The sequence below is a fragment of the Paracoccus tegillarcae genome (genome assembly GCF_002847305.1).
In the GTDB taxonomy this organism is placed as follows: Bacteria; Pseudomonadota; Alphaproteobacteria; order Rhodobacterales; family Rhodobacteraceae; genus Paracoccus; species Paracoccus tegillarcae.
The window spans coordinates 3658019-3680326 of the sequence record NZ_CP025408.1 but is presented as its reverse complement, the minus strand read 5'-3'; the positions used below and the strand labels follow the sequence as shown (position 1 = coordinate 3680326).

Here is a 22308-nt window from a genome sequence, read left to right as displayed (position 1 = left end):
CCTCAGGCCAGCCCATGCTTCTTTCCGCCGCGCTGCTCGCGTTGGTTGCGGGTTGCGGGGGTAAAGGCGAGGGGCTGGCCGAGCGGCCCAAGGCCAAGCCAGAGCAAGTCAGCGTGGCGCTGGCGGACCCCAATCACCAGCAGGGTGCATCACCGATCGCTCAGGCCCGGGTCTCGACCAAATCCGGCGAGATCCTGATTCTCGAAGCCGATGGCAGCGTCACCTCCATGCAGCTTGATTCAGCGGCAGGGCGTCAGGCGATCCTGCAAACCGATCGGCAAATGGCAGCCTTGCGCGATGGCAGCAGCCCGGCATGGGATGGTGTGATCGCCAAAGGGGTGCGCCGCGAGGGGCCGACGGCGCGCGATATCGCAATGCAGGAATTTGTTGCCCAACGCGGCCCCGCGCTGCCAGAGGCAGACGGCGATGCGACGCTGGACGCGGCGGATTTCCGGGGCGTTCGCATCACCAGGATTTCGCCCGACCTGGCCTCTGATCTGGTTGAAGTTTCGGCCAATTTGCGCGAGGGGGTGGACGACGATATCGCCTTTTCGTATGCCACCTGCGCGCTGGCCAAGTGGGCCAAGGATCAGGGCACGCCTTATGCGCGCCACATCCGCACCCTGCAAGACGAGCGCGGCGGAGCCTTGGTGATCGGCGCCGTTTACATGCTGTCGGACGAGCAGCCGCTTGGGCTACGTGTGATGGAAACCAATCAAACCTTGCGCGAATGCAGGGACCGCGGCATTCCCGCGGCATAACGAGAGGGACAGAGGGAAATGACAGAGTTCTGGGCATCCCCCCTTGGGTTTTCGCTGATCATGCTGGCGCAGGGTCTGGCCGTCATTGCCTTTGTGATGGGTTCGCTGATCTTCATGGTTTACGGCGACCGCAAGATCTGGGCCGCCGTGCAGATGCGGCGCGGTCCGAACGTGGTCGGTCCCTGGGGCTTGCTTCAAACCTTTGCCGACGCACTGAAATATGTGGTCAAGGAAATCGTCGTGCCGGCGGGCGCCGACAAGTTCGTCTATTTTCTGGCACCGTTCCTGTCGATGACGCTGGCGCTGACGGCGTTTGTCGCCATCCCTTTTGCCGATGGCTGGGTGATGTCGAATCTGAATGTCGGCATCCTGTTCATCTTTGCCGTGTCGTCGCTGGAAGTTTACGGCGTGATCATGGGGGGCTGGGCCTCCAACTCGAAATACCCGTTCCTGGGCTCTCTGCGCTCGGCTGCGCAGATGATTTCCTACGAGGTCAGCATGGGTCTGATCATCATCGGGGTGATCATCTCGACCGGCTCGATGAACATGTCGGTGATTGTCGAGGCGCAGCGCGGGGCAGGGATCCTGTCGTGGTACTGGCTGCCGCATTTCCCGATGGTGGTGCTGTTCTTCATTTCGGCGCTGGCCGAAACCAACCGTCCGCCCTTTGACCTGCCCGAGGCCGAATCGGAACTGGTTGCAGGCTTCATGGTCGAATATTCCTCGACGCCCTATCTGCTGTTCATGGCCGGTGAATATATCGCCATGTTCCTGATGTGCGCGCTGACCAGCGTGCTGTTCTTTGGCGGCTGGCTGTCGCCTGTGCCCTTCATCGCGGATGGCGCGTTCTGGATGGTTCTGAAGATGTGGTTCTTCTTTTTCATCTTCGCCATGGTGAAGGCCATCGTGCCGCGTTATCGTTATGACCAGTTGATGCGGATCGGCTGGAAGGTGTTCCTGCCCCTGTCCCTGGCCTGGGTTGTGATCGTGGCCTTCCTGGCGAAGTTCGAAGTCTTCGGGACCTTCTGGGCCCGCTACGCAGGGGTGCAATAATGTCCGACTATCACAACAAGATCGCGGAAATGCTGGCCATCGCCTCGGAAGCCGACAAGGTTGAATTGGCCCATTTTCTGGCCATTAACCTTGATCAGGGCTCACATGCCCAGGACAGTGCCTTTGTGCGTCAGATCGTGGCGGCATTCGACCGCTTCGCCGCGCCCAAGGGAAAGGAGCGCTTCTGATGGCCATCGACGTCGCACGCGCCACAAAATATTTTCTGATGTGGGATTTCATCAAAGGCTTCGGGCTGGGGTTGAAATACTTTTTCGCCCCCAAGGCCACGCTGAACTATCCGCATGAAAAGGGCCCGCTCAGCCCGCGTTTTCGCGGTGAGCATGCATTGCGCCGCTATCCCAACGGCGAGGAACGCTGCATCGCCTGTAAACTCTGCGAGGCGATCTGCCCGGCCCAGGCCATCACCATCGATGCCGAACCGCGCGACGACGGCTCGCGCCGAACGACGCGCTATGACATCGACATGACCAAATGCATCTATTGCGGCTTCTGCCAGGAGGCCTGCCCGGTCGATGCCATTGTCGAGGGGCCGAATTTCGAATTCGCGACCGAGACCCGCGAGGAATTGTTCTACGACAAGGCCAAGCTTCTGGATAACGGCGCCCGTTGGGAAGCCGAGATCGCCCGCAACCTTGCCATCGACGCGCCATACAGATGAGCGGCCCAAGGGCATATCAGGGAGGGGCGGCATGACCGACGCTTTTCAGAAACTGTTCCAGCAGATGATGGAATCGAGCCAGGAAATGGCGCGCTCCTTTAATCCTGCCCTGGAAAATTTGGATACGCGGGCCTTTGAAAAAATGTTCCCGACCATGCCGTCGGACATGCTGGAAATGTGGTTCGGTCGGACCTTCAACCGCGACGGGCTGGATGCGCGCACGCGGCTGCTGGTGACCATCGCCGCCATGACCGTTCAGGGCGCCCATGCGGAACCGCAACTGCGTCTGACCATCCGTCATGCGCTAGAGGCCGGCGCGACCCGTCGCGAGATTGCCGAGGTGATCTATCAGATGGGGATGTTCGGCGGGCTGCCAGCGATGCAAAAGGCACTGGAACTGGCGCAGGGCGTGTTCGCGGAAACGGACAAGGGCGCAGAGGACGAAACGACATGATGACATTCGCATTCTATCTGTTCGCCGTCAGCGCCTGCATTGCCGGGCTGATGGTCGTCACCGCGCGCAACCCGGTCCATTCGGTGCTGTGGCTGATCCTGGCCTTTCTGTCGGCTTCGGGTCTCTTCGTGCTGCAAGGTGCGGAATTCGTCGCGATGCTGCTGATCATCGTCTATGTCGGTGCGGTCGCGGTTCTGTTCCTGTTCGTCGTGATGATGCTGGACGTCGATTTCGCGGAATTGCGCGGTGAATTCGCGCGCTATCTGCCGCTTGGTGCGCTGATCGCCCTGATTCTGCTGGCGCAGCTGGCCATCGGGTTGGGCGCCTGGCAATCGGCAGAGCAGGCGCAGGCGCTGCGCGAGGCCCCGATTATCGCGAATACGCTGAACACACATTCGATCGGTCTGATCCTCTATGACCGCTATCTGCTGCCGTTCCAACTGGCCGGTCTGATCCTGCTGGTCGCCATGATCGGCGCAATCGTGCTGACCCTGCGCCACCGCCGCGACATCAAGCGTCAGGATGTGCTGGCGCAGATGTACCGCGATCCGGCCAAGGCGATGGAACTGCGCGACGTGAAACCGGGGCAGGGGCTGTAAGCCCCCGGCTCCGATACAAAATAAGACGAAACCGGCGGAACTGACCGGAGGGACATGAGACGATGATTGGTTTGACACATTACCTTGTCGTGGGGGCGATCCTGTTCGTCACCGGCATTTTCGGCATCTTTGTGAACCGAAAGAACGTCATCGTCATCCTGATGTCGATCGAACTGATGCTGCTGGCGGTGAACATCAACTTCGTGGCGTTCTCGGCGCATCTGGGCGACCTGACGGGGCAGATATTCACCATGTTCATCCTGACCGTGGCCGCCGCAGAGGCCGCCATCGGGCTGGCCATTCTGGTGGTGTTCTTCCGCAATCGCGGGACCATCGAGGTCGAAGACGTCAACGTGATGAAGGGCTGAGATCATGACAAGCATCATTCTCTTTGGCCCGCTTATCGCTGCCATCATTGCCGGTTTCGGCTGGCGCGTTATTGGCGAACAGGCCGCGCAATATCTGACAACAGGCGTCCTGTTCCTCTGCGCGCTGCTGAGCTGGGTTGTGTTCCTGACCTTTGACGGTGTGACCTATACCGTGCCGATCATGGATTGGGTCACCTCGGGCGATTTCACCAGCCAATGGGCGATCCGCGTCGACCGGCTGACCGCGATCATGCTGATCGTCGTCACCACGGTCTCGGCGCTGGTGCACATGTATTCGCTTGGCTACATGGCGCATGACGAGAACTGGGTAGAAGACGAGCATTACAAGGCGCGCTTCTTTGCCTATCTGTCGTTCTTTACCTTTGCCATGCTGATGCTGGTGACCGCCGACAACCTGTTGCAGATGTTCTTTGGCTGGGAAGGCGTGGGCGTCGCATCCTACCTGCTGATCGGCTTTTACTACCGCAAGCCAAGCGCGAATGCGGCCGCTATGAAGGCCTTTATCGTCAACCGCGTTGGTGACTTTGGCTTTCTGCTGGGGATCTTCGGCATCTTCTGGCTGACCGGCTCGATCCAGTTCGACAGCATCTTTGCCGCCGTGCCCGAACTGGCGCAGACGGATATCCATTTCCTGTGGCGTGACTGGAACGCAGCCAACCTGCTGGCGGTGCTGCTGTTCATCGGTGCGATGGGTAAATCGGCGCAGCTGTTCCTGCACACATGGCTGCCCGACGCGATGGAGGGCCCGACGCCCGTGTCAGCCCTGATCCACGCCGCAACCATGGTCACCGCCGGTGTCTTTCTGGTCTGCCGCATGTCGCCGCTGTTCGAATTCGCACCCGAAGCCAAGATGTTCGTCGTCATCGTCGGCGCGACCACGGCCTTTTTCGCCGCCACCGTGGGACTGGTGCAAAACGACATCAAGCGCGTCATCGCCTATTCGACCTGCTCGCAGCTGGGTTACATGTTCGTGGCCGCGGGTGTCGGCGTCTATTCAGTGGCCATGTTCCACCTGTTCACGCATGCTTTCTTCAAGGCGCTGCTGTTTCTCTGCGCCGGTTCGGTGATCCACGCGATGCACCACGAACAGGACATGCGGAATTATGGCGGTCTGCGCAAAAAGATCCCCGTGACCTTCTGGACTATGCTGATCGGCACATTGGCCATTACCGGGGTCGGTATTCCGCTGACCACCATCGGCTTTGCCGGCTTCCTTTCGAAGGATGCGGTGATTGAAAGCGCATTCGCCGGCAGCAGCTATGCGTTCTGGATGCTGGTGATCGCAGCGGCCTTTACCAGTTTCTACAGCTGGCGGCTGATGTTCATGACCTTCTGGGGCAAGCCACGTGGCGATATGCACGCGCATGAGCATGCCCACGAATCGCCTCGTGTGATGACCATTCCCCTGGGCGTGCTGGCCGCTGGTGCGATCTTTGCCGGGATGATCTGGTATCAGCCGTTCTTTGGCAGCCATGACCGGGTAAACGCGTTCTTTGGCATCCATCATGCCGAGGCCACGGCAGAAGGTGGTCGCGGCGAGGCTACTGAGACCGAGGGTGAACCCGCCGCAGCCGAGACTGCCGCAGCGGATGCCGATCACAGCGCGGAAGAGACACCCGCCGCGGGCGCGGAAGCCGGTGAAGAACATGGCGACGGCCTGATCGTCGCGGCGACGGAAACGCCCGAGGCGATGGGTGGGGCGATCTACATGGCACCCTATAACCATGTGCTGGATGAGGCCCACCATTCCCCGAAATGGGTCAAGGTGTCACCGTTTATCGCCATGCTTGGCGGTCTGCTGGTGGCCTGGATCTTTTATATCCGCAGCCCGGAAACGCCGGTGCGGTTGGCCGCAGCGCAGCCCGCCTTGTACCGCTTCTTGTTGAACAAGTGGTATTTCGACGAGATCTACGAAGTGATTTTCGTGCGTCCGGCCAAATGGTTGGGCAAAGCCCTGTGGACGGGCGGCGATGGGCGCGTTATCGACGGCGCCATCAACGGGCTGGCAATGGGATTGATCCCGCGTCTGACCCGTTTTGCCGGGCGCGTGCAGTCTGGCTATCTGTTCCACTATGCCTTTGCGATGGTGCTGGGGATCGTGGGTCTTTTGATCTGGGTGATGATGCGGGGCGTATGATCCAATATGACGAACCTTCTTTCCATCATCACCTTCCTGCCGATTGTCGCAGCCGCCATTCTGGCGCTGTTCCTGCGCGGCAATGATGAGGCGGCGCAGAAAAACGCCAAATGGCTGGCGCTGATCGCCACTGGCGCGACCTTTCTGATCAGCCTGTTCCTGCTGTTCGGCTTTAACCCGGCGGATACGGGCTTTCAGTTCGTGGAAGACCAGCCCTGGGTCATGGGGCTGCGCTACAAGATGGGCGTGGACGGGATCTCGGTCCTGTTCGTGCTGCTGACGACGTTCCTGATGCCGCTGACGATCCTGTCGACCTGGCAGGTGACAGACCGGGTCAAGGAATACATGATCGCCTTTCTGCTGCTGGAAGGGCTGATGATCGGCGTCTTTACGGCGCTGGATCTGATCCTGTTCTATCTTTTCTTCGAGGCAGGCCTGATCCCGATGTTCCTGATCATCGGTATCTGGGGCGGCGCCAACCGGATCTATGCGGCCTTCAAGTTCTTTCTTTATACCTTCCTTGGCTCGGTGCTGATGCTGGTTGCGATGATCGTGATGTATCGCGCAGCCGGTACGACGGATATCGAGGCGCTGTTGCGCTTTGACTTCTCGTCCGAGCCATTGGGTTTCCTGGGCTGGACCATCATCGGTGGCACGCAGACCCTGCTGTTCCTGGCCTTCTTTGCCAGCTTTGCGGTCAAGATGCCGATGTGGCCGGTCCACACCTGGTTGCCCGACGCGCACGTTCAGGCACCCACCGCCGGTTCGGTCGTGCTGGCCGCTGTGCTGCTGAAGATGGGTGGTTACGGCTTTCTGCGCTTTTCGTTGCCGATGTTCCCGGTCGCATCCGAGATCTTTCAGCCTGTCGTCTTGTGGATGTCGGCGATTGCGGTCGTCTATACCTCGCTGGTGGCGCTGGTGCAGACCGATATGAAAAAGCTGATCGCCTATAGTTCGGTCGCGCATATGGGTTATGTCACCATGGGCATCTTCGCGATGAACCAGGCAGGGCTGAACGGGGCGATCTTTCAGATGCTGTCGCACGGCTTTATCTCGGCGGCGCTGTTCCTGTGCGTCGGCGTGATCTACGACCGGATGCACACGCGCGAGATCGACGCCTATGGCGGTCTGGTCAACCGGATGCCGGCTTATGCGCTGGTTTTCATGTTCTTCACGCTTGCCAATGTGGGTTTGCCGGGATCGTCAGGCTTCGTGGGCGAATTTTTGACCTTGCTGGGTGCCTTCCGCGCCAATACCTGGGTCGCCACGGTGGCCGCGACCGGCGTGATCCTGTCGGCGGCCTACGGTCTGTGGCTCTATCGTCGCGTCGCTCTTGGCGCGCTGATCAAGGAAAGCCTGAAAACGATCACCGACATGACGCCGCGCGAAAAGTGGATCTTTGCACCGCTGATCGCGCTGACATTGATCCTGGGCGTTTATCCGCGTCTGGTGATCGACTTTACCGAACCTTCGGTTGCCGCGCTGCTGGACGATGTCCATCAGTCCGTGCCCGTCCAGAATGACCTTGCTCCGCGCGACGCCGTGGCCGATGCGGCCACCGCGGATGCCGGACATTGAGGAGAGCCAGATGACCGCGCTCGATTTCTCGACCCTGTTGCCCGAGATCCTTCTGGCGATTTATGCGATGGCCGCGTTGCTTGCCGGGGCCTATTTCGGCAAGGATGCGATTGCCCGCCCGATCATGTGGATTACCGTCGCCGTGCTGGTGCTGACCGGATTCTATATCGGCATGGCAGACAGGCCGCAGCAGACGGCCTTTCATGTGATGTTCATCGATGATGCCTTTGCGCGTTTTGCCAAGGTGACCATCCTGCTCTCTGCGGCCGCCGTTCTGGCAATGAGCGCCGATTACATGACGCGCCACGGGTTGTTGCGCTTTGAATTCCCGATCCTGATCGTGCTGGCAGCGGTCGGCATGTCGATCATGGTATCTGCCGGCGATCTGCTGTCACTCTATATGGGACTGGAACTGCAATCGCTGGCTCTTTACGTGATCGCGGCCATGCGTCGTGAAAGCGTCAAATCCTCCGAGGCCGGGCTGAAATATTTCGTCCTTGGCGCGCTGTCCTCGGGCCTGCTGCTTTATGGTGCCTCGCTGGTCTACGGTTTTGCAGGGACCACCAGCTTTGCCGGCATCATCACCACCGTGCAGACGGGCGAACTGACCATCGGGCTGCTGTTCGGCATGGTCTTTCTGCTGGTCGGTCTGGCCTTCAAGGTCAGTGCCGTGCCGTTCCACATGTGGACGCCCGACGTCTATGAAGGGTCGCCCACGCCTGTGACCGCATTCTTTGCCACCGCGCCCAAGGTCGCCGCAATGGCCCTGATCGCGCGGCTGATGTTCGAGGCATTCGGCACCGTTGCCGGGGACTGGGGCCAGATCATTGCGGCGCTGGCGATCATGTCAATGTTCCTGGGGTCGATCGCCGGTATCGGCCAGACCAATATCAAGCGACTGATGGCCTATAGCTCGATCGCGCATATGGGTTTCGCGCTGGTCGGTCTGGCGGCTGGCACCGAGTTGGGCGTCGCTGCGATGCTGCAATATATGGCGATCTATGCCGTGATGAATGTCGGCGCTTTTGCCTTCATCCTGTCGATGGAGCGCGACGGCCGGCCTGTCACCGATCTGGCCAGCCTTAACCGCTTTGCCAGTGCTGAGCCGCTGAAGGCGCTTGCGATGCTGATCCTGATGTTCAGCCTTGCGGGCGTGCCGCCGCTGCTGGGCTTCTTTGCCAAGTTCGGCGTGCTGACCGCTGCGGTCGAGGCGAATATGGGTTGGTTGGCCGTGGCAGGTGTCGTGGCTTCGGTCATCGGTGCCTTCTATTATCTGCGCATCGTCTACTACATGTATTTCGGCGCAGAAAATGACGGCATCGACAGCAATATGGGTCCGGTGCAGATGGCCGCGCTGATCGTATCTGCCGGCGCGGTTCTGCTTGGTGCAGCCACCATGTTCGGCGTTGATGATGCCGCCGCCAATGCCGCCGGCTCGCTTGTCGGTGGGGACGCCAGCACGATTGTCGTGACTGTTGTCGAAGAACCGGCCCCCGTTGACTGAGGGCACGGATTCTGAATGGCCGCAGGGCGTCGCGCGGCACGTCGTCGAGCGGGTGGACAGCACCAATGCAGAGGCGCAGCGACTGGCGCCCTCGCTGAGCGGGCCGACCTGGATCATGACACGCGAGCAGACGGCCGGTCGTGGCCGGCGCGGGCGGGGCTGGTCTGGCGGTGCAGATAATTTTGCGGCCACGCTGGTACTGCGTCCCGAGGGTGGGCCTGCGCAGGCCGCGCAGTTGTCCTTTGTTGCAGCGCTGGCCCTAGATCAGGCACTGACTGCGGTTTGCGGGCCCTATGCCCGGATTGCGATCAAATGGCCCAATGATGTGCTGCTGAATGGCGGCAAGGTGGCGGGCATTCTGCTGGAAAGCATGGGCCAGGGGCAGGGCGTTGACAGCCTGGCCATCGGCATCGGCGTCAATCTGGCAGCCGCACCCGATCCGGCCACGCTGGAACCCGAGGCAACCGCACCCGTCAGTGTTCTGGGAGAGACCGGACATCAGGTCACGCAGGACGAATTTCTTGATCTGCTGGCGCCGGCTTTCGCGGCCTGGCACAAAAAGCTGGAGGATTTCGGGTTCGACCCGATCCGCACTGCCTGGCTGGCACGCGCCGCGAAACTGGGCGAAACGATCATTGCCCGCACCGGTCGCGACAGCTTGACGGGCCGTTTTGACGGCATCGACGAAACCGGCGCGCTGATCCTGCAGACATCCGAAGGCCGCAGGGTGATCCCGGCTGCCGACATCTATTTTCAGGGGGGCTGACGAAATGCTGCTCTGCATCGACACCGGCAATACCAACAGCGTTTTCTCGATCTGGGACGGAAAGGAATTCCTGTCCCATTGGCGGATCAGCACGGATCACCGTCGCACTGCCGACGAATATTTCGTCTGGCTGCAAACGATGATCGGGCTGAGACATTTCGATCTGGATATCGACGCCTGCATCATCAGCACCACAGCGCCGCGTGTGCTGTTCAATCTGCGCGTGCTGTGTAACCGCTATTTCAACACTCGCCCGGTGGTCGTCGGTCGCCCGGGAAGTCTGCTGCCCACTGAGCCGCGCGTTGACGCTGGCACCAAGGTTGGCCCAGACCGGCTGGCCAATGCGGTTGCCGCATTTGACCGGCATGGCGGCAATTCCGTCGTCGTCGATTTCGGGACGGCGACCAATCTGGATCTGGTCGATACCGACGGGGCCTATATCGGTGGGGTGATCGCGCCCGGGGTCAACCTGTCGCTGGAGGCGCTGCACATGGCGGCGGCCGCGCTGCCTCATGTGGATGTGACCATGCCCGAGAAGGTAATCGGCACCAATACGGTGGCCTGTATCCAGTCGGGCATATACTGGGGCTATATCGGACTGATCGAAGGGTTGATCCGGCGCATTCAGGCCGAGCGCGAGGCACCGTTGAAGGTGATCGCGACCGGCGGGCTTGCGCCGCTGTTCGATCAAGGGTTTGACCTCTTCGATGCGATCGAAGACGATCTGACGGTTCACGGACTGCGTTTAATTTATGACTATAACAAGGAGGCGGGAAATGTCTGAGCGCCTAATCTATCTGCCGCTCGGCGGCGCGGGCGAAATCGGCATGAACGCCTATGTCTATGGATATGGCGCGCCGGGCAAGGAGCGGCTGATCCTGGTCGATCTGGGCGTGACCTTTGGCGATATGGATACATCGCCCGGCATCGACCTGATCATGCCCGACATGCGTTGGCTCGAGCAGAACAAGAAGCGGCTTGAGGGTATCTTTATCACCCATGGTCACGAAGACCATGTTGGTGCTGTGGGCTATCTTTGGAACAAGCTGAAAGCCCCGATCTATGCGCGCCAGTTCACCGGCACGCTGGCCCGGTTGAAGCTGGAAGAAATGGGCTTGCCCGCGGATACGGTGAATATCGTCGCTGCGCGGCCCGAAGTGGTCGAACTCGGCCCCTTCAAGGTGCAATTCGTGCCGGTCAGCCACTCGATCCCCGAAAGCGGTGCCTTGATCATCGACACGCCCGCTGGACGCATCGTCCATACGGGCGATTTCAAGCTGGACGGAACCCCGGTGGTCGGCGACGCCTTTGACCCGGCGCTGTGGCACGAGATCGCCAAGGAAGGGCAGGGCGTCAAGGTGCTGACCTGCGATTCAACCAATATCTTCAGCAAGCATCCGGGCAGGTCCGAGGCCACCTTGGCCGAACCCGTCACCGAGTGGGTCCTGGCGCAGAAAGGGTTGGTTGTCACGACCACCTTCGCCAGCAACATTGCGCGGTTGAAGACGCTGGCCGATGCGGGCGCTGCCGCAGGTCGCAAGGTATGTCTGCTGGGCCGCGCCATGCGCCGCATGGTCGGTGTTGGTACCGAGACCGGCATCCTGACGGATTTCCCCGATACGATCGGTCCCGAAGAGGCCGCCGGCCTGCCGCGCGACAAGGTGATGCTGATCGTCACCGGCAGTCAGGGCGAGCGCCGTGCAGCCTCTGCGCAACTGGCACGCGGCCGCTATCTGGGACTTTCGCTGAAAGAGGGCGACAGCTTTCTGTTCAGTTCCAAGACAATCCCCGGCAATGAGCGTGGCGTGATCCGCATCATGAACGCCTTCAGCGAATTGGGGGTGAATGTCTTTGACGATAATGACGGGGCCTATCACGTTTCGGGCCATGCCAACCGCCCCGATATCGAGGCCGTCCACGACCTGCTGAAACCGCAGATGGTGATCCCCATGCATGGCGAGCATATGCATCTGCGCCAGCACATGAAGCTGGCGCAGGGCAAGGGCATTGCCTCGGCAATCATCGTCAACGGCAATGTCACCGATCTGAGCGGCGACCGACCCAAGATCGTCGATCAGGTCGAGACGGGCCGTCTGTATCTGGATGGCAGCGTGCTGATCGGCGCCATGGACGGGATTGTCCGCGACCGGATCCGCATGGCGCTGAATGGGCACGCGCTGGTCAGCGTGATCGTGGACGAGGAAGACAATGTCCTGCCCGATGCCTGGGTCGAACTGATGGGCCTGCCAGATCGCACCCGTGGCGGCGATGATCTGTCCAGCCATGTCGAAGGCGAGCTGGCCGAATTCCTTGAGGGTGCCGATGATCGCACCGTCCGCGACGATGGCAAGATGGATGAGGCGATCCGCAAGATCACCCGTCAGGTCTGCATGGAAGAAATCGGCAAGAAACCCGAGGTTTCCGTGATCATCAGCAGGCTGATGGCTGACTAGGGCGGTCGCATAATGCTGACCGCGCTTTTGCTGCCCGGCCTTTTCATCGTGATGATGGCGCAAGGGGCGGCCTTGCAGCCCCGCCATTTGTGGGAGTGGCGCGATGATTGGCCGGCGATTTCGCTGGCCTTTCTTCTGCGGCTGATCGTCGTGCCTGTTGTCGTGCTGCTGCTTGCCAAGCCGTTGATTCGGTATTGGGATATCGACGTGTTTGCCGGGGCGGGGCTGGTCATCGCCTTTCTTGCGCCGCCCTCGGTGGCCGCGATGGCGCTGGTAGCAATCTCTGGCGGGGTCTTGCCGCTGCTTGCCACACTGATCATCGGCGGAACGGTGATTTCGGTTCTGTTATGGCCCGTGCTTGGCGGTCCACTGATGAATATGGCCGATGCACCATGGCTATGGACGGATGTGCTGCTGTGGGTCGTGATGCCTGTCCTGCTGGGCATGTTCCTGAGGGGCAAGGGCTACGCCGTGACGCGCTTTTTACCCATCTTGGCATCGGTGGTCACGGGCGCGACAATCATCGCGGCGCTTTATCTTGGTTGGGATGATGACAGCCTGTCGATCCTGCTGGCGACCACAATCCTGTTGTTCGTGGTGCTGATCCTGACGATTTTGGCGGGCCGCTTGATCCGGCTCGGAGGGGACGCATTGCTGACCCTGTGCCTGACCGTCCTGATCCCTGTCGTCGTGATGCCGATCGCCCTTGGCACCAGAACGGAAATTCCCCAGATGGGCTTTGCGTCGGCCTGTTACGGGATCATCGGCTATGTGCTGGCCTTTGTGTTGATTGTCTTGCGTCAGCGCAGTCGGGCTTGACCCCGCGCCGCGGCACGGGCAAATCCCGCCACCATGAGCGATACACCCAAATCCGGCTTTGACCCGAACCCGCCCCGGCGCAACTTTTATGGCCGCCGCCAAGGCAAGACCTTGCGCCAAAGCCAAAAGGGATATCTGTCCGAAGACCTGGGCGATCTGCAGCCACGCGGCATCACGGTTGCTGACAACCCTGATCGCAGCCAGATCGACCCCGCCGCAATTTTTGGCGACGACCGTCCGCTGTGGCTGGAGGTCGGTTTTGGCGGTGGCGAACATATGGTGCACATGGCTGCACGCTATCCCGAGATCGGGGTGATCGGTTGTGAACCGTTCATCAACGGCGTGGCCATGCTGCTGGGCAAGATCCGCGCGGCGGGTGTCGCCAATGTCAGCGTTCATCCCGGCGATGCGCGCGATCTGATGGACGTGCTGCCCGACGCATCCATCGACCGCGCTTTCCTGATGTATCCCGATCCATGGCCCAAGGCTCGGCATCATCGACGCCGTTTCGTGACGCCCGAACATTTGCTGCCACTGGCGCGTGTCATGCGGCCGGGCGGTGTCTTCCGCGTCGCCACCGATATCCCTGATTATGTGCGCCAGACCCTGGAAGAGGTGCCCCAAGCGGGCTTTGATCTGATCAGCGAAACGCCAGAGGCCTGGGATGACTGGATCAGCACCCGCTACGAGCAGAAGGCACTGCGCGAGGGGCGGACACCGCATTACGTGACGTTTCAGCGCAGCCCGGCGGAAAGGACCTAACGGCCACCTGACGAGATTTTTGGCGGGTCAGATGCTGTTGCGCCGCCGCCTAGGATAATTCGTCGAGCCGGGCTGGCCAAGCGGATGCTGCATGAATTCCAGCCGTCCCTTGCCGTAATCCTCGGGTTCGCTGGTTTCGCGATTCTGCGCGCTGGCCTTGACCGGGTTGTCATGGACCGGCAGCGCGGCCTCTTGGCTTGCTGCCAGATTGCCGACACGTTTGCGGATGGATCCGGGCCCGGGTGGCAGATCGCCTGTCAGGGCAAGGCGCAGCACGAGCGGCGAGGACACACTGGTCCCGCGCATCGTGACGGCGCTGCCGCTGAAATAGCCCGAAACGGTGACGCCTTCATGCGCCTCGCTTTCATCTGCGACGTAAGAGGCCAAGGGAAAGACATTGCGTTTGGCCACTGCCTCTTTCCTTGGGATGCCTCTGCCGGAATAAGGGGTCATCATGCGGTCGCTTGCCCAATGAGCCGCACAAACCGTCGTCTCGCGCCCTGAGGCCATGTCCGAGATCGTACCCTCTTTCACGACATTTTCGGCGGCCGGCGAGTAATCGGTAAAGAAGGACTGTCTGGCGCCCGTCGGCAGTCGCAGGATCTCGTCATCACGCGAGATCCAGAGTGTGACAATGCCCTTTGCCTTGAGTTTGGGACCGTGTTTCAGCCCGATGATCCAGTCGCCGGCGATTTGTGGCAGTCCGGTCGATGAGCCGATGAATTGCGCCCGCGACAGCGCGGTGCTTTTGACCGACAGCAGGGCGATGAGGCGCTTTGGGACGCCGGGGGCTGAGTATAAAGGATCGCTTTGGACACTCAGCTTTGCGACCTCCTGCCCATCTGCGTGGATAGGGGTCGTGTATCCCGGTCTGATATCTGTCGCCGGAATGTTCAGCGGGGGCTGCCCGGGCACCGTGATCGTCAGTTCCAACTGCTGGGGCTTGTCAGTGGGCAACCAGATCTCAAGAAAACTGCTGGTGCCGTCATCGGGCTGGATACGCCAGATCAGATCCTGTCGCTTATGCAGCGTTTCACCGGTAAAGGCGGCGTGAATGCGTTCCTGAAAGCTGTTGCCGGCGGCCAGATAGATAGCCTGCAAATTGCCGTTGCGGATGCGTGAATCCATGGCCATTTCCAACCCGCTATACCCATCATGGCGCCCGCCATGGCCGCCCACGCTGATATTGACCAGTGTCTCGGGCCTCTCTCCCTGCTCCTGTTCGATCATCCAGGCGAGGTAAGAGATCAGGTCCAGCCCCATCAGCACATAAAGCCAAAGGAACTGGCCATGGGTTTGCGCAACGGCAAAGCGCGGCAACTGGACGCAGACCAGATCAATATCATCGCCGTCGCCCGGAAGCTGGCCACCAACGGCTGCGTCCAGAACACCGGTCCCATGCCCGAACATCGGCGGCGGCAGCGCCTCCCACGGGTTGAGATAGGAATCGCGCGCATAGTCCAGATAAAGCTGCATCTCGCTATTGCCGCCCGGTGACAGGCCGGCCAGATATGCGTCGATCTGCGAACGCGCCATCATGCGGCCAAACCCCGGATAGGCAGAGGCATCCATATCCCAGTACCAGCCGATCCGCGTCGAATGGGGTGATTGGCGAAAGCGCGCATTGGCAAAGGCGATGTCGGTGTCGATCAGGGCGACCAGCTTGCGGACTTTGCGCCCCGGGGTGAGATATTCCGACAGTCTGGCCGAAGCCGGGCGCTTTTCCGGGGAATGGTCTGGCCAGATCGGAGCGGGGGTCGGCATCCCACTGGCGACGACGCCCTCGATGTCTTTGACCAGCGCGTCTACCGCGCCGCCGCCCTTTACCAGCACCACCATCTGGTATGGACCTTCGGCGCGCGAGCTTTTCCCATTGTTGAAATACAGCTTTTCATAGAATTCCGGAAGGTAAACTTGATCGTTCAGTTTACCCTTCAGTTTCTCATAACGCTGACGCAATTGTTGGCTGTCATCCGCAGTAATCAGAAAAGGCAAAATGAAATTATCAATTCCCGATCGTTCAAATTCCTGCGTGAACCAAAAACGATAAGGGTCGATATGATCGGGAATATCGTTATTTTCGTCCTCGATCGGTTTTTCACCCTTTTCCATTTAACGCGTCCATTCCGCGGTGGCGCGTTTCCACAATTCGGCCAGGATGGCGTCCGGATTTCGGTCGACCCCCTGGGGTGGGCAGGGCGGGGCAGCAGAACACAAGCCGGGAATCACTTCAGGCCAATACTTGGTATAGTCGAAATCGTAATTGTCGGCGTCGGTGAAGGAGACGACGACGGGTTCTTCTGGTGGCGGTGTGTTCGGCGTCTCGCCCGCGGCGACACGAAAGCGATGCACAATGTTTTCTGCCAGAGTGAGCCCCAACTGCGATCCGGCGCTGTTGTCTACCGGAAAATGAACGCCAGCGACGACGCGGTTCTGGGTAATGCGATAGGCCTGTTCAGCGATCTGCTGCTCTGTCATCGCAGAATGCGGCGTGCCAGGCCCTGCTTGCTCGCGATAATTGGCCAATGTGGCCAGCAGATAGGCAAAAGCAAAGGATTCTGTCGCATGACCGCTAGGATAAGTGGAATGTCCCGGCGTCTGGATCATGGGCTGAATCTGGGCGGAATAGCGGACGGGCCGGCGGCAGGCCATGGCGTTCTTGAACCGCATTTCGACAGAAACAACCGTCTGGTGAAAAGCACCCAACAACTCAAACGTGTAGGGCATGCGTGTGGGGTCGACATCGATCACTGACGCCATCGGCGCCAGGATATCTTCGGTTTCCACAAGAATTTCGTTCATCCGCTCGGGTCTGAGCGATGACCAGTAATTGACCCATTCAAGTTGCTCTTTGAACAAGGTGGTCGACGGACGCTGCATCTGCAGCAGTTGCGCCGACGCGGGTACGACGATCGGATCGGTCACCAGCGCAGGCGGCGCGATCGCGTGGCGCACCCAGAGGCTTGTCCAACTGTCATTCGACTGGACAACGTCGATCGGCGCAAGCAGGATGTTTCGGAACACCTCCGCTCTGACGCGAGGGGACCAGTTGAAAACATTCGAGGGATTGCCATCGGGATATTGGGTGGGCGTCGACGAACTTGCCTGCGACCACGGACCAACGACACCATCACGCGCGCTGATCAGTGCTGCCGATTTGGGTCCGTTATCTAAACCGCCACCGCCACGATTTTGACCATAACCATAGCCGTATCCATACCCGTAACCATAGCCATACCCATAGCCATATCCATACCCGTAACCGAGTTCAGACATCCGTCATTCCACTTCATTTAAGGATCAGAGATTATGTCGTTTTTAAGATCGGCTCGTTGCAGGATAAGTCCTGGCATGTAATTGTGTCAATATCTCGTTAAAAGCGAGTATGCTGTACGCGAGCCTCCGGCTAGAGGAATCCGGTAAGGGTCGATATGAATAAGTTTGCGCCCCTGGCGATTACGCTTTTTGGCCAGTTTACAGTTCGTGGTTCTGATGGAGAGGACCTGACACCACGTTCTCAAAAGGCCTGTGCGTTAATCGCTTTGCTTTGTGAATCTCCCGAGCTGCGCTGCACCCGTGTTGCGCTGCAGGATCAGCTTTGGAGTGACCGCGAGCAGGCTCAGGGTGCGACCAGCCTGCGTCAGGCCCTGTCTGAAATACGACGCTCGCTCGGCGACTACCGTGATGTGCTGCGCGCGGACAACCGGATGGTGGCGCTGGATCGCGGCGGCGTAACAATCGATATCGACGATCACGCCAAAGTTGCCGCCGCTATCGGCAGGGGGCTGATCTATCTCGACGGCATCGGCGTGAAAGATCCCGAGTTCGAGGATTGGCTGCGCGACCGGCGACTGGCCCATGAAGATGTTGCCCCGGCCGAGACGCCGGTCTTTAAGGTTTCTAAAACCGTCGTCGTTGACGCCAGAAAGCCGCCCTTGCCAATCTTGCATTTGTCGGCGCTGTCGGATGGCGGTTTCGCGATGTTTGCCGAACATGTGTTGCACGCCGTCGGCAAGGGCGTGGCCGAGGCCGGCGCCGTCGATGTGCGCTTTGGCTTTGATGCTGAGCCCTCAGATCTGTTCTATCTGCTGGAGGTGGGCGAACGTGCCCTGGGCGAGGGAACCGCGCTGCATGTCCGCCTGCGTGTGATGCCGGGCGGCTCTGTCTGCTGGCAGAAATCCGAGGTGATGACAGCCAGTGACACCGCCAACGCGGGCGCCACGCTGTCTCGGCTGATCAATCAATGCATCGATGGGACGATTTCCGCCTTTGGTGGTATGCGACCCTTTGGACGCCTGCCACCAAATGACCCGGCGGTCACAGAATCCGCGGCTGTGCTGCATCGTATGTGGTCGTCGGTCGGCAGCAATCCCGGCGCCCTGATCCTTGAACTGCAGGAAAGTTACGACCGTTATGGACGAGGCATCGATCTGGCGTGGCAAGCTTTCATCTGGTGCTTTGTCGTCGGCGAGCGGCGCGATTCCCCGCAGGCGAAATTCGACGCCCGACGCCTGATCACCCAAGCCATCGAGTTGGAGCCGGGCAACTCGCTGGTGCTTGCACTGGCCAGCCATATCTACGGCTTCGTCCTGCGTGAATTCGAGGTCGCGCTGGACCTGGCCGAACGCTCGATCCGGCTTGATCGGAACAACATTCTTGGCTGGGCCTTTCTGGGTGTCGCCCGCGTCAACGTCGGGCAACACGAAAAAGGCTACCAGGCGGCCGCCTACGCGCGGCGCATCGCGGGCGAGGGGCCTGCACGTGATTTCGTAGACGGGATCGTGGCGCTGACCGCCTGCATGGCGTCGCGGTTCGATGAGGCCATCAAGATGGGAGAGACGATCAACGCCCGACGCCCGGTTTTCGCCCCGCCGCTGCGCTACCTGATTGCCAGCTATCTGTTGGCCGAAGATTACGAGCGCGCCCACCTGACCGTGCATCGTTTGCGCGAACTAGAGCCGGATTTCGAAACACGGTTGTTGGCCGATCCCGAATATCCGGTAGAGCCCCTGCGCCGCAGCGGACTGATCGACGTCCGAAAGGTGCCGCTGCTGACCTGACGGCACCGTTGGTTCGCAACGTGTTCTGCACGCGGCGATCCGGGCGCCGGTCGCTGTCCGCGTGTCCCCCAAAATGTCCGCTGATCAGGCTTCCGTTTCTTTGCTGGCCATGAAAACCAGACGCTCACCAAACATCATTCGGCTGGCCGCGAAAGAGAACCATCAAAAGCCACCAGTTTACCCCTTGCCCCTGCCAGCCCGGATCACTAAACGGGTCGGCGGAGACGTGGCCGAGTGGTCGAAGGCGCTCCCCTGCTAAGGGAGTAGGCCCGGAAGGGTCTCGAGGGTTCGAATCCCTTCGTCTCCGCCACTTGCCCCAGCGAAAGCGTTCTCCCGATCCGGCTGCGGCCGGATTTTACCGTGTTTTCAGAGGGGTTTGCCGAACATGCTGAACACCACCTTGCCCGCAATCGGCGCAAAACCCGTTCTCTCGGCGGGCTTTCCTCTGAACCTCATGACTGCACTCATTTGGTGAATTTCTTTCAGAGACCGTGTTGTCTACGTCGAGAAGGAAAGCCCGCAGGTGCTTGGCAGCGGTCTTCAGGTTATCCGCAGTGGACTGGCTGATTGGCTTGAACTGGAACGGATTTCCGGGGCGGCGGGCTTTGATGTATTCGGCAAGGGCGCGTTCCAGCGGATACCCTTTCCCATTGGCGATCCGAGAAAACCGCCGCAGTTGATCCACAGGGAAGCCACGGGCGGCGGCAGCTTCCAGCTTGTCGTGCAGCACCAGTTCAAGACCGCCGTGGGTATCACCGGTATTCGCGTCGGCGTCTGCGGCAATTGCTTCCCGCCACTCAAAGGCTGATGGTAGCGAGAACGCACCCTTGTCGCCTTGCTGCGCTTCGAGTCGACGCAAGCCACCCAAGAGAATGTCGCGGAGCTTGCGGGCGTCGGGCAGGTGGCCGGTGGACAAGCCCCGTTTGATTTCCTTGCCCAGTTGCTTCCCATCCCAAGGGTTCGGCAACCCCAACAGAGCAGGGGGCGTTACCATTCTGAACACCCAGCTTCTGCCGGGGCCGCGAGGTTGCACGAGATACTGCACGTCTTCTGCCTTCCTGTGGTCCATTATGGACAACTTCGGCTTGGACATCAGGAGTAAACCCTTAGCGAAAACAACGGCTTGGGACAAATGGCGGAGAGGGTGGGATTCGAACCCACGGAACCCTTGCAGGCTCAACGGTTTTCGAGACCGCCCCGTTCGACCACTCCGGCACCTCTCCGCGCTTTTGGTGTGGTGAGGCGGGGATTTAGACGGGCAGGGGTTGAAGCGCAAGAGGGTTTCCGCGAAAAACCAGCGAGTGTGATGAAAGGCGGGCTGATGACGCGGTGGCTATTGATGATCCTTGCCGTCGGGGTGGCCCTCTGGGTTTCGCCGTCGCGTGGCCTGGCCGATGAGCCGCCAGCCGCCGCGCAGATGCCGCAGGTGACCTCTGAGGCCCGACTGTGGGCCGTGTTGCGGCTCGATGAGCTGATGCCGACTTTGCAGGCCGAGGCGTTGGGACAGGCTGATGAGATGGCCCAGATGTTGTTTGAACGTGGCAGCGATGCTGGCTGGGTCGAAGGCGTGGCCGCGATACACCAACCTCAGCGGCTGGCCGGATTGTTGCGTTCGGGGATGCAGGCGGCGCTGGATGACCGATCGCAAGCCTCCCTTGAAGAGGCGATTGCCTTTTACGCAACCACGTTGGGGCAGCAGATCATTGAACTGGATCTGGCGGGCAGGCGTGCCATGCTGGACAGCGATACAGAGGCGGGCGCTATTCAAGCATATCGCGATGCCCAGAGTATCGAAGCACCGCGGCTGGCGCAGATAAACCACCTGCTCGACGGTACGGACCTAATCGAGCAGAACGTCGCCTCTGGCTTGAATGCGGCGCTGGCGTTTGCGCAGGGGTTTCGGGATGCCGGCGGTTATCAGGTGCCGATGTCCGAGGCCGAGATCCTGGCCGACACCTGGGCCCGGGAAGACGAGATCCGCCTGCAGACCCGCGAATGGGTGACCGCTTATCTGTATCTGTCCTATGCCCCGCTGACGACTGACGAGCTTGGCGCGTTCATCGATTTTGCGACCTCGGATGCAGGCGCTGTGCTTTGGGACGTGCAGATGGCCGGTTTTGATCATCTCTATGAAACGACATCCTATGAAATGGGGCAGGCGGCAGCACTGCATATTTCGGGGCAGCAGCTATGAATGGTGAATTGGTTCTGGTGGGGCCGATGGCCCATCCGATGGTGCGCAATGTTCTTGGGCTGACAGTGGGGCGCGAGATGACCCTGGATGGCCGCTTGACCGGCGGCATGCGGGCCGGGATCGCGCGTCATGGCTGGCCTGTCTGGCAGCAGGGTCCGGGGCAGATCGCTGCGGTCGCGGTCGCGCCGACGCCTGCATTGATGCGCTATGCCGAGGTCATGGGGCTGGCGCCGGTGCCGCTGCAGGGCATGCGCGTTCTGGGTGCACTGGCGCAGGGGCCGGGCGGCATCCCGTGGGATGACCATCAGTGGCCCGCCCATCTGGCGGCCGAGATCGCGCAAGAGGTGCTGGCGCAGCCGGCGCAGATCGCGGCTGCCGTCATCGCCTCGCGTTTGCCGATGATCGGGGTCTGGGCCGACAGCCGATTGCGTGCAAAGGCCACTCCGCCCGCAGGTGGTGGATTGGTCGGGCCCATAGACCATAGCGACGACACAGCTGACTGGCAGTTGGTGCAGCGCAGCCAGCCCTATGCCGATTTCTTCGCGGTCGAAGAGTGGCGGCTGAGCCATCGGCTGATCTCTGGCGGCTGGTCGGCCGAGGTCAAGCGGGCGGGCTTCGTAATGGGTGACGCCGTTGTTGTCCTGCCTTGGGATCCGGTCCGCGACAGGGTTTTGCTGATCGACCAGTTCCGGGTGGCGCCGGCGATGCGCGGCGATCCACAGCCCTGGCTGCTGGAAACCATTGCCGGCCGCATCGACGTGGGCGAAACGCCCGAGATCGCCGCCCGCCGCGAGGCGATGGAAGAGGCGCGGCTGCCGCTTGGCCAGCTTTTCCCGGCCATTCACAACTATCCCAGTCCGGGTGCGGTTGGCGAGTTTCTTTATCTCTACGTGGCGCAGGCCGATTTGCCGGACGATGCGGCAGGTATCCACGGGCTCGACAGCGAACACGAGGATATTCGCAGCCATATCCTGCCGCGTGAACAGTTGCAGTCGCTGACCGCAACAGGGCAGGTGTCGAACGGCCCGCTGGCGCTATTGGCCATGTGGCTGCAGTTGAACCATACACGGCTGCAACAGGAATTGGCGGCAACGTGAGGT

21 protein-coding genes and 2 tRNA genes are annotated in these 22308 nt (G+C 60.5%); 19 read left to right on the top strand and 4 right to left on the bottom strand.

Features of this window, described 5'->3' with window-relative positions; genetic code table 11:
• The first annotated feature begins 14 nt into the window (after window positions 1–14).
• The 15 genes from CUV01_RS18050 to trmB all read left to right on the top strand — a co-directional run bounded on the left by CUV01_RS18050 (window position 15) and on the right by trmB (window position 13954).
• Window positions 15–761, top strand: coding sequence for a hypothetical protein (locus CUV01_RS18050; RefSeq protein ID WP_101461684.1), 747 nt, complete (start codon window positions 15–17; stop codon window positions 759–761).
• A gap of 18 nt (window positions 762–779) precedes the next feature.
• The gene (gene nuoH, locus CUV01_RS18045; RefSeq protein WP_101461683.1) at window positions 780–1814 is read left to right on the top strand and encodes an NADH-quinone oxidoreductase subunit NuoH; all 1035 of its coding nucleotides are present in this window, start codon (window positions 780–782) and stop codon (window positions 1812–1814) included.
• Window positions 1814–2002, top strand: a complete 189-nt coding sequence (locus tag CUV01_RS18040) for a hypothetical protein (protein ID WP_101461682.1) — start codon at window positions 1814–1816, stop codon at window positions 2000–2002. The genes nuoH and CUV01_RS18040 overlap by 1 nt, the downstream gene beginning before the upstream one ends.
• A complete protein-coding gene (gene nuoI / locus CUV01_RS18035) occupies window positions 2002–2493 on the top strand; it encodes an NADH-quinone oxidoreductase subunit NuoI (RefSeq protein WP_101461681.1) in 492 nt (163 codons plus the stop codon). The genes CUV01_RS18040 and nuoI overlap by 1 nt, the downstream gene beginning before the upstream one ends.
• 31 nt (window positions 2494–2524) lie before the next feature.
• Window positions 2525–2947 carry a carboxymuconolactone decarboxylase family protein gene (locus CUV01_RS18030; protein ID WP_101461680.1) on the top strand — a complete coding sequence of 141 codons (423 nt, stop codon included), beginning with the start codon at window positions 2525–2527 and terminating at the stop codon, window positions 2945–2947.
• The gene (locus CUV01_RS18025) at window positions 2944–3546 is read left to right on the top strand and encodes an NADH-quinone oxidoreductase subunit J (RefSeq protein WP_101461679.1); all 603 of its coding nucleotides are present in this window, start codon (window positions 2944–2946) and stop codon (window positions 3544–3546) included. The genes CUV01_RS18030 and CUV01_RS18025 overlap by 4 nt, the downstream gene beginning before the upstream one ends.
• Window positions 3547–3608: 62 nt before the next feature.
• Entirely contained in the window at window positions 3609–3914 is a 306-nt protein-coding gene (gene nuoK / locus CUV01_RS18020) for an NADH-quinone oxidoreductase subunit NuoK (RefSeq protein WP_101461678.1), read from the top strand.
• A gap of 4 nt (window positions 3915–3918) precedes the next feature.
• A complete protein-coding gene (gene nuoL / locus CUV01_RS18015; protein ID WP_101461677.1) occupies window positions 3919–6072 on the top strand; it encodes an NADH-quinone oxidoreductase subunit L in 2154 nt (717 codons plus the stop codon).
• A gap of 6 nt (window positions 6073–6078) precedes the next feature.
• Window positions 6079–7650, top strand: coding sequence for an NADH-quinone oxidoreductase subunit M (locus tag CUV01_RS18010; RefSeq protein ID WP_101461676.1), 1572 nt, complete (start codon window positions 6079–6081; stop codon window positions 7648–7650).
• A gap of 10 nt (window positions 7651–7660) precedes the next feature.
• Entirely contained in the window at window positions 7661–9154 is a 1494-nt protein-coding gene (gene nuoN, locus CUV01_RS18005) for an NADH-quinone oxidoreductase subunit NuoN (RefSeq protein WP_101462214.1), read from the top strand.
• Entirely contained in the window at window positions 9147–9920 is a 774-nt protein-coding gene (locus CUV01_RS18000) for a biotin--[acetyl-CoA-carboxylase] ligase (protein WP_101461675.1), read from the top strand. Before nuoN ends, CUV01_RS18000 begins: the two co-directional genes overlap by 8 nt.
• A gap of 4 nt (window positions 9921–9924) precedes the next feature.
• Complete coding sequence (locus CUV01_RS17995; RefSeq protein WP_101461674.1) at window positions 9925–10704, top strand: type III pantothenate kinase; 780 nt, start codon at window positions 9925–9927, stop codon at window positions 10702–10704.
• Window positions 10697–12373, top strand: coding sequence for a ribonuclease J (locus tag CUV01_RS17990; RefSeq protein ID WP_101461673.1), 1677 nt, complete (start codon window positions 10697–10699; stop codon window positions 12371–12373). Before CUV01_RS17995 ends, CUV01_RS17990 begins: the two co-directional genes overlap by 8 nt.
• A 12-nt stretch (window positions 12374–12385) precedes the next feature.
• Entirely contained in the window at window positions 12386–13192 is an 807-nt protein-coding gene (locus tag CUV01_RS17985) for a hypothetical protein (RefSeq protein WP_101461672.1), read from the top strand.
• 33 nt (window positions 13193–13225) lie between these two features.
• Complete coding sequence (gene trmB, locus CUV01_RS17980; protein WP_101461671.1) at window positions 13226–13954, top strand: tRNA (guanosine(46)-N7)-methyltransferase TrmB; 729 nt, start codon at window positions 13226–13228, stop codon at window positions 13952–13954.
• A gap of 27 nt (window positions 13955–13981) precedes the next feature.
• On the opposite strand, the gene CUV01_RS17975 is transcribed toward trmB, so the two are convergent.
• The gene (locus CUV01_RS17975; protein WP_101461670.1) at window positions 13982–16066 is read right to left on the bottom strand and encodes a S8/S53 family peptidase; all 2085 of its coding nucleotides are present in this window, start codon (window positions 16064–16066) and stop codon (window positions 13982–13984) included.
• Complete coding sequence (locus CUV01_RS19945) at window positions 16067–17230, bottom strand: phosphatase PAP2 family protein (protein WP_198731848.1); 1164 nt, start codon at window positions 17228–17230, stop codon at window positions 16067–16069. It abuts the gene before it with no gap.
• A 266-nt stretch (window positions 17231–17496) separates the two neighbouring features.
• Here CUV01_RS19945 and CUV01_RS17965 point away from each other — a divergent pair, with 266 nt between their 5' ends.
• Window positions 17497–19014, top strand: coding sequence for a hypothetical protein (locus tag CUV01_RS17965; RefSeq protein WP_101461669.1), 1518 nt, complete (start codon window positions 17497–17499; stop codon window positions 19012–19014).
• A 220-nt stretch (window positions 19015–19234) separates the two neighbouring features.
• Window positions 19235–19324 (top strand) — tRNA-Ser (locus CUV01_RS17960).
• A 45-nt stretch (window positions 19325–19369) separates the two neighbouring features.
• On the opposite strand, the gene CUV01_RS17955 is transcribed toward CUV01_RS17960, so the two are convergent.
• Window positions 19370–20107: a hypothetical protein gene (locus tag CUV01_RS17955; protein ID WP_101461668.1), complete on the bottom strand. Its 738-nt coding sequence runs from the start codon at window positions 20105–20107 to the stop codon at window positions 19370–19372.
• Window positions 20108–20147: 40 nt separating this feature from the next.
• A tRNA-Ser gene (locus tag CUV01_RS17950) sits at window positions 20148–20237 on the bottom strand.
• Window positions 20238–20335: 98 nt separating this feature from the next.
• On the opposite strand from CUV01_RS17950, the gene CUV01_RS17945 reads away from it, so the two are divergent.
• On the top strand, window positions 20336–21208 hold the full coding sequence (locus CUV01_RS17945) for a hypothetical protein (RefSeq protein ID WP_157994906.1): 873 nt from the start codon (window positions 20336–20338) through the stop codon (window positions 21206–21208).
• Window positions 21205–22305: an NUDIX domain-containing protein gene (locus tag CUV01_RS17940; RefSeq protein WP_101461666.1), complete on the top strand. Its 1101-nt coding sequence runs from the start codon at window positions 21205–21207 to the stop codon at window positions 22303–22305. The genes CUV01_RS17945 and CUV01_RS17940 overlap by 4 nt, the downstream gene beginning before the upstream one ends.
• Window positions 22306–22308 lie beyond the last annotated feature (3 nt).

Bases quoted from the DNA above. Each gene is read 5' to 3' on its own strand.
- CUV01_RS17995 (WP_101461674.1), top strand. From the start codon at position 9,925: ATGCTGCTCTGCATCGACACCGGCAATACCAACAGCGTTTTCTCGATC.
- nuoK (WP_101461678.1), top strand. From the start codon at position 3,609: ATGATTGGTTTGACACATTACCTTGTCGTGGGGGCGATCCTGTTCGTC.
- nuoL (WP_101461677.1), top strand. From the start codon at position 3,919: ATGACAAGCATCATTCTCTTTGGCCCGCTTATCGCTGCCATCATTGCC.
- CUV01_RS18025 (WP_101461679.1), top strand. From the start codon at position 2,944: ATGATGACATTCGCATTCTATCTGTTCGCCGTCAGCGCCTGCATTGCC.
- CUV01_RS18050 (WP_101461684.1), top strand. From the start codon at position 15: ATGCTTCTTTCCGCCGCGCTGCTCGCGTTGGTTGCGGGTTGCGGGGGT.
- CUV01_RS18010 (WP_101461676.1), top strand. From the start codon at position 6,079: ATGACGAACCTTCTTTCCATCATCACCTTCCTGCCGATTGTCGCAGCC.
- trmB (WP_101461671.1), top strand. From the start codon at position 13,226: ATGAGCGATACACCCAAATCCGGCTTTGACCCGAACCCGCCCCGGCGC.
- CUV01_RS17985 (WP_101461672.1), top strand. From the start codon at position 12,386: ATGCTGACCGCGCTTTTGCTGCCCGGCCTTTTCATCGTGATGATGGCG.
- CUV01_RS17990 (WP_101461673.1), top strand. From the start codon at position 10,697: ATGTCTGAGCGCCTAATCTATCTGCCGCTCGGCGGCGCGGGCGAAATC.
- CUV01_RS17975 (WP_101461670.1), bottom strand. From the start codon at position 16,066: ATGGAAAAGGGTGAAAAACCGATCGAGGACGAAAATAACGATATTCCC.
- nuoH (WP_101461683.1), top strand. From the start codon at position 780: ATGACAGAGTTCTGGGCATCCCCCCTTGGGTTTTCGCTGATCATGCTG.
- CUV01_RS17955 (WP_101461668.1), bottom strand. From the start codon at position 20,107: ATGTCCAAGCCGAAGTTGTCCATAATGGACCACAGGAAGGCAGAAGAC.
- nuoN (WP_101462214.1), top strand. From the start codon at position 7,661: ATGACCGCGCTCGATTTCTCGACCCTGTTGCCCGAGATCCTTCTGGCG.
- CUV01_RS17940 (WP_101461666.1), top strand. From the start codon at position 21,205: ATGAATGGTGAATTGGTTCTGGTGGGGCCGATGGCCCATCCGATGGTG.
- CUV01_RS17945 (WP_157994906.1), top strand. From the start codon at position 20,336: ATGACGCGGTGGCTATTGATGATCCTTGCCGTCGGGGTGGCCCTCTGG.
- nuoI (WP_101461681.1), top strand. From the start codon at position 2,002: ATGGCCATCGACGTCGCACGCGCCACAAAATATTTTCTGATGTGGGAT.
- CUV01_RS19945 (WP_198731848.1), bottom strand. From the start codon at position 17,230: ATGTCTGAACTCGGTTACGGGTATGGATATGGCTATGGGTATGGCTAT.
- CUV01_RS18030 (WP_101461680.1), top strand. From the start codon at position 2,525: ATGACCGACGCTTTTCAGAAACTGTTCCAGCAGATGATGGAATCGAGC.
- CUV01_RS18040 (WP_101461682.1), top strand. From the start codon at position 1,814: ATGTCCGACTATCACAACAAGATCGCGGAAATGCTGGCCATCGCCTCG.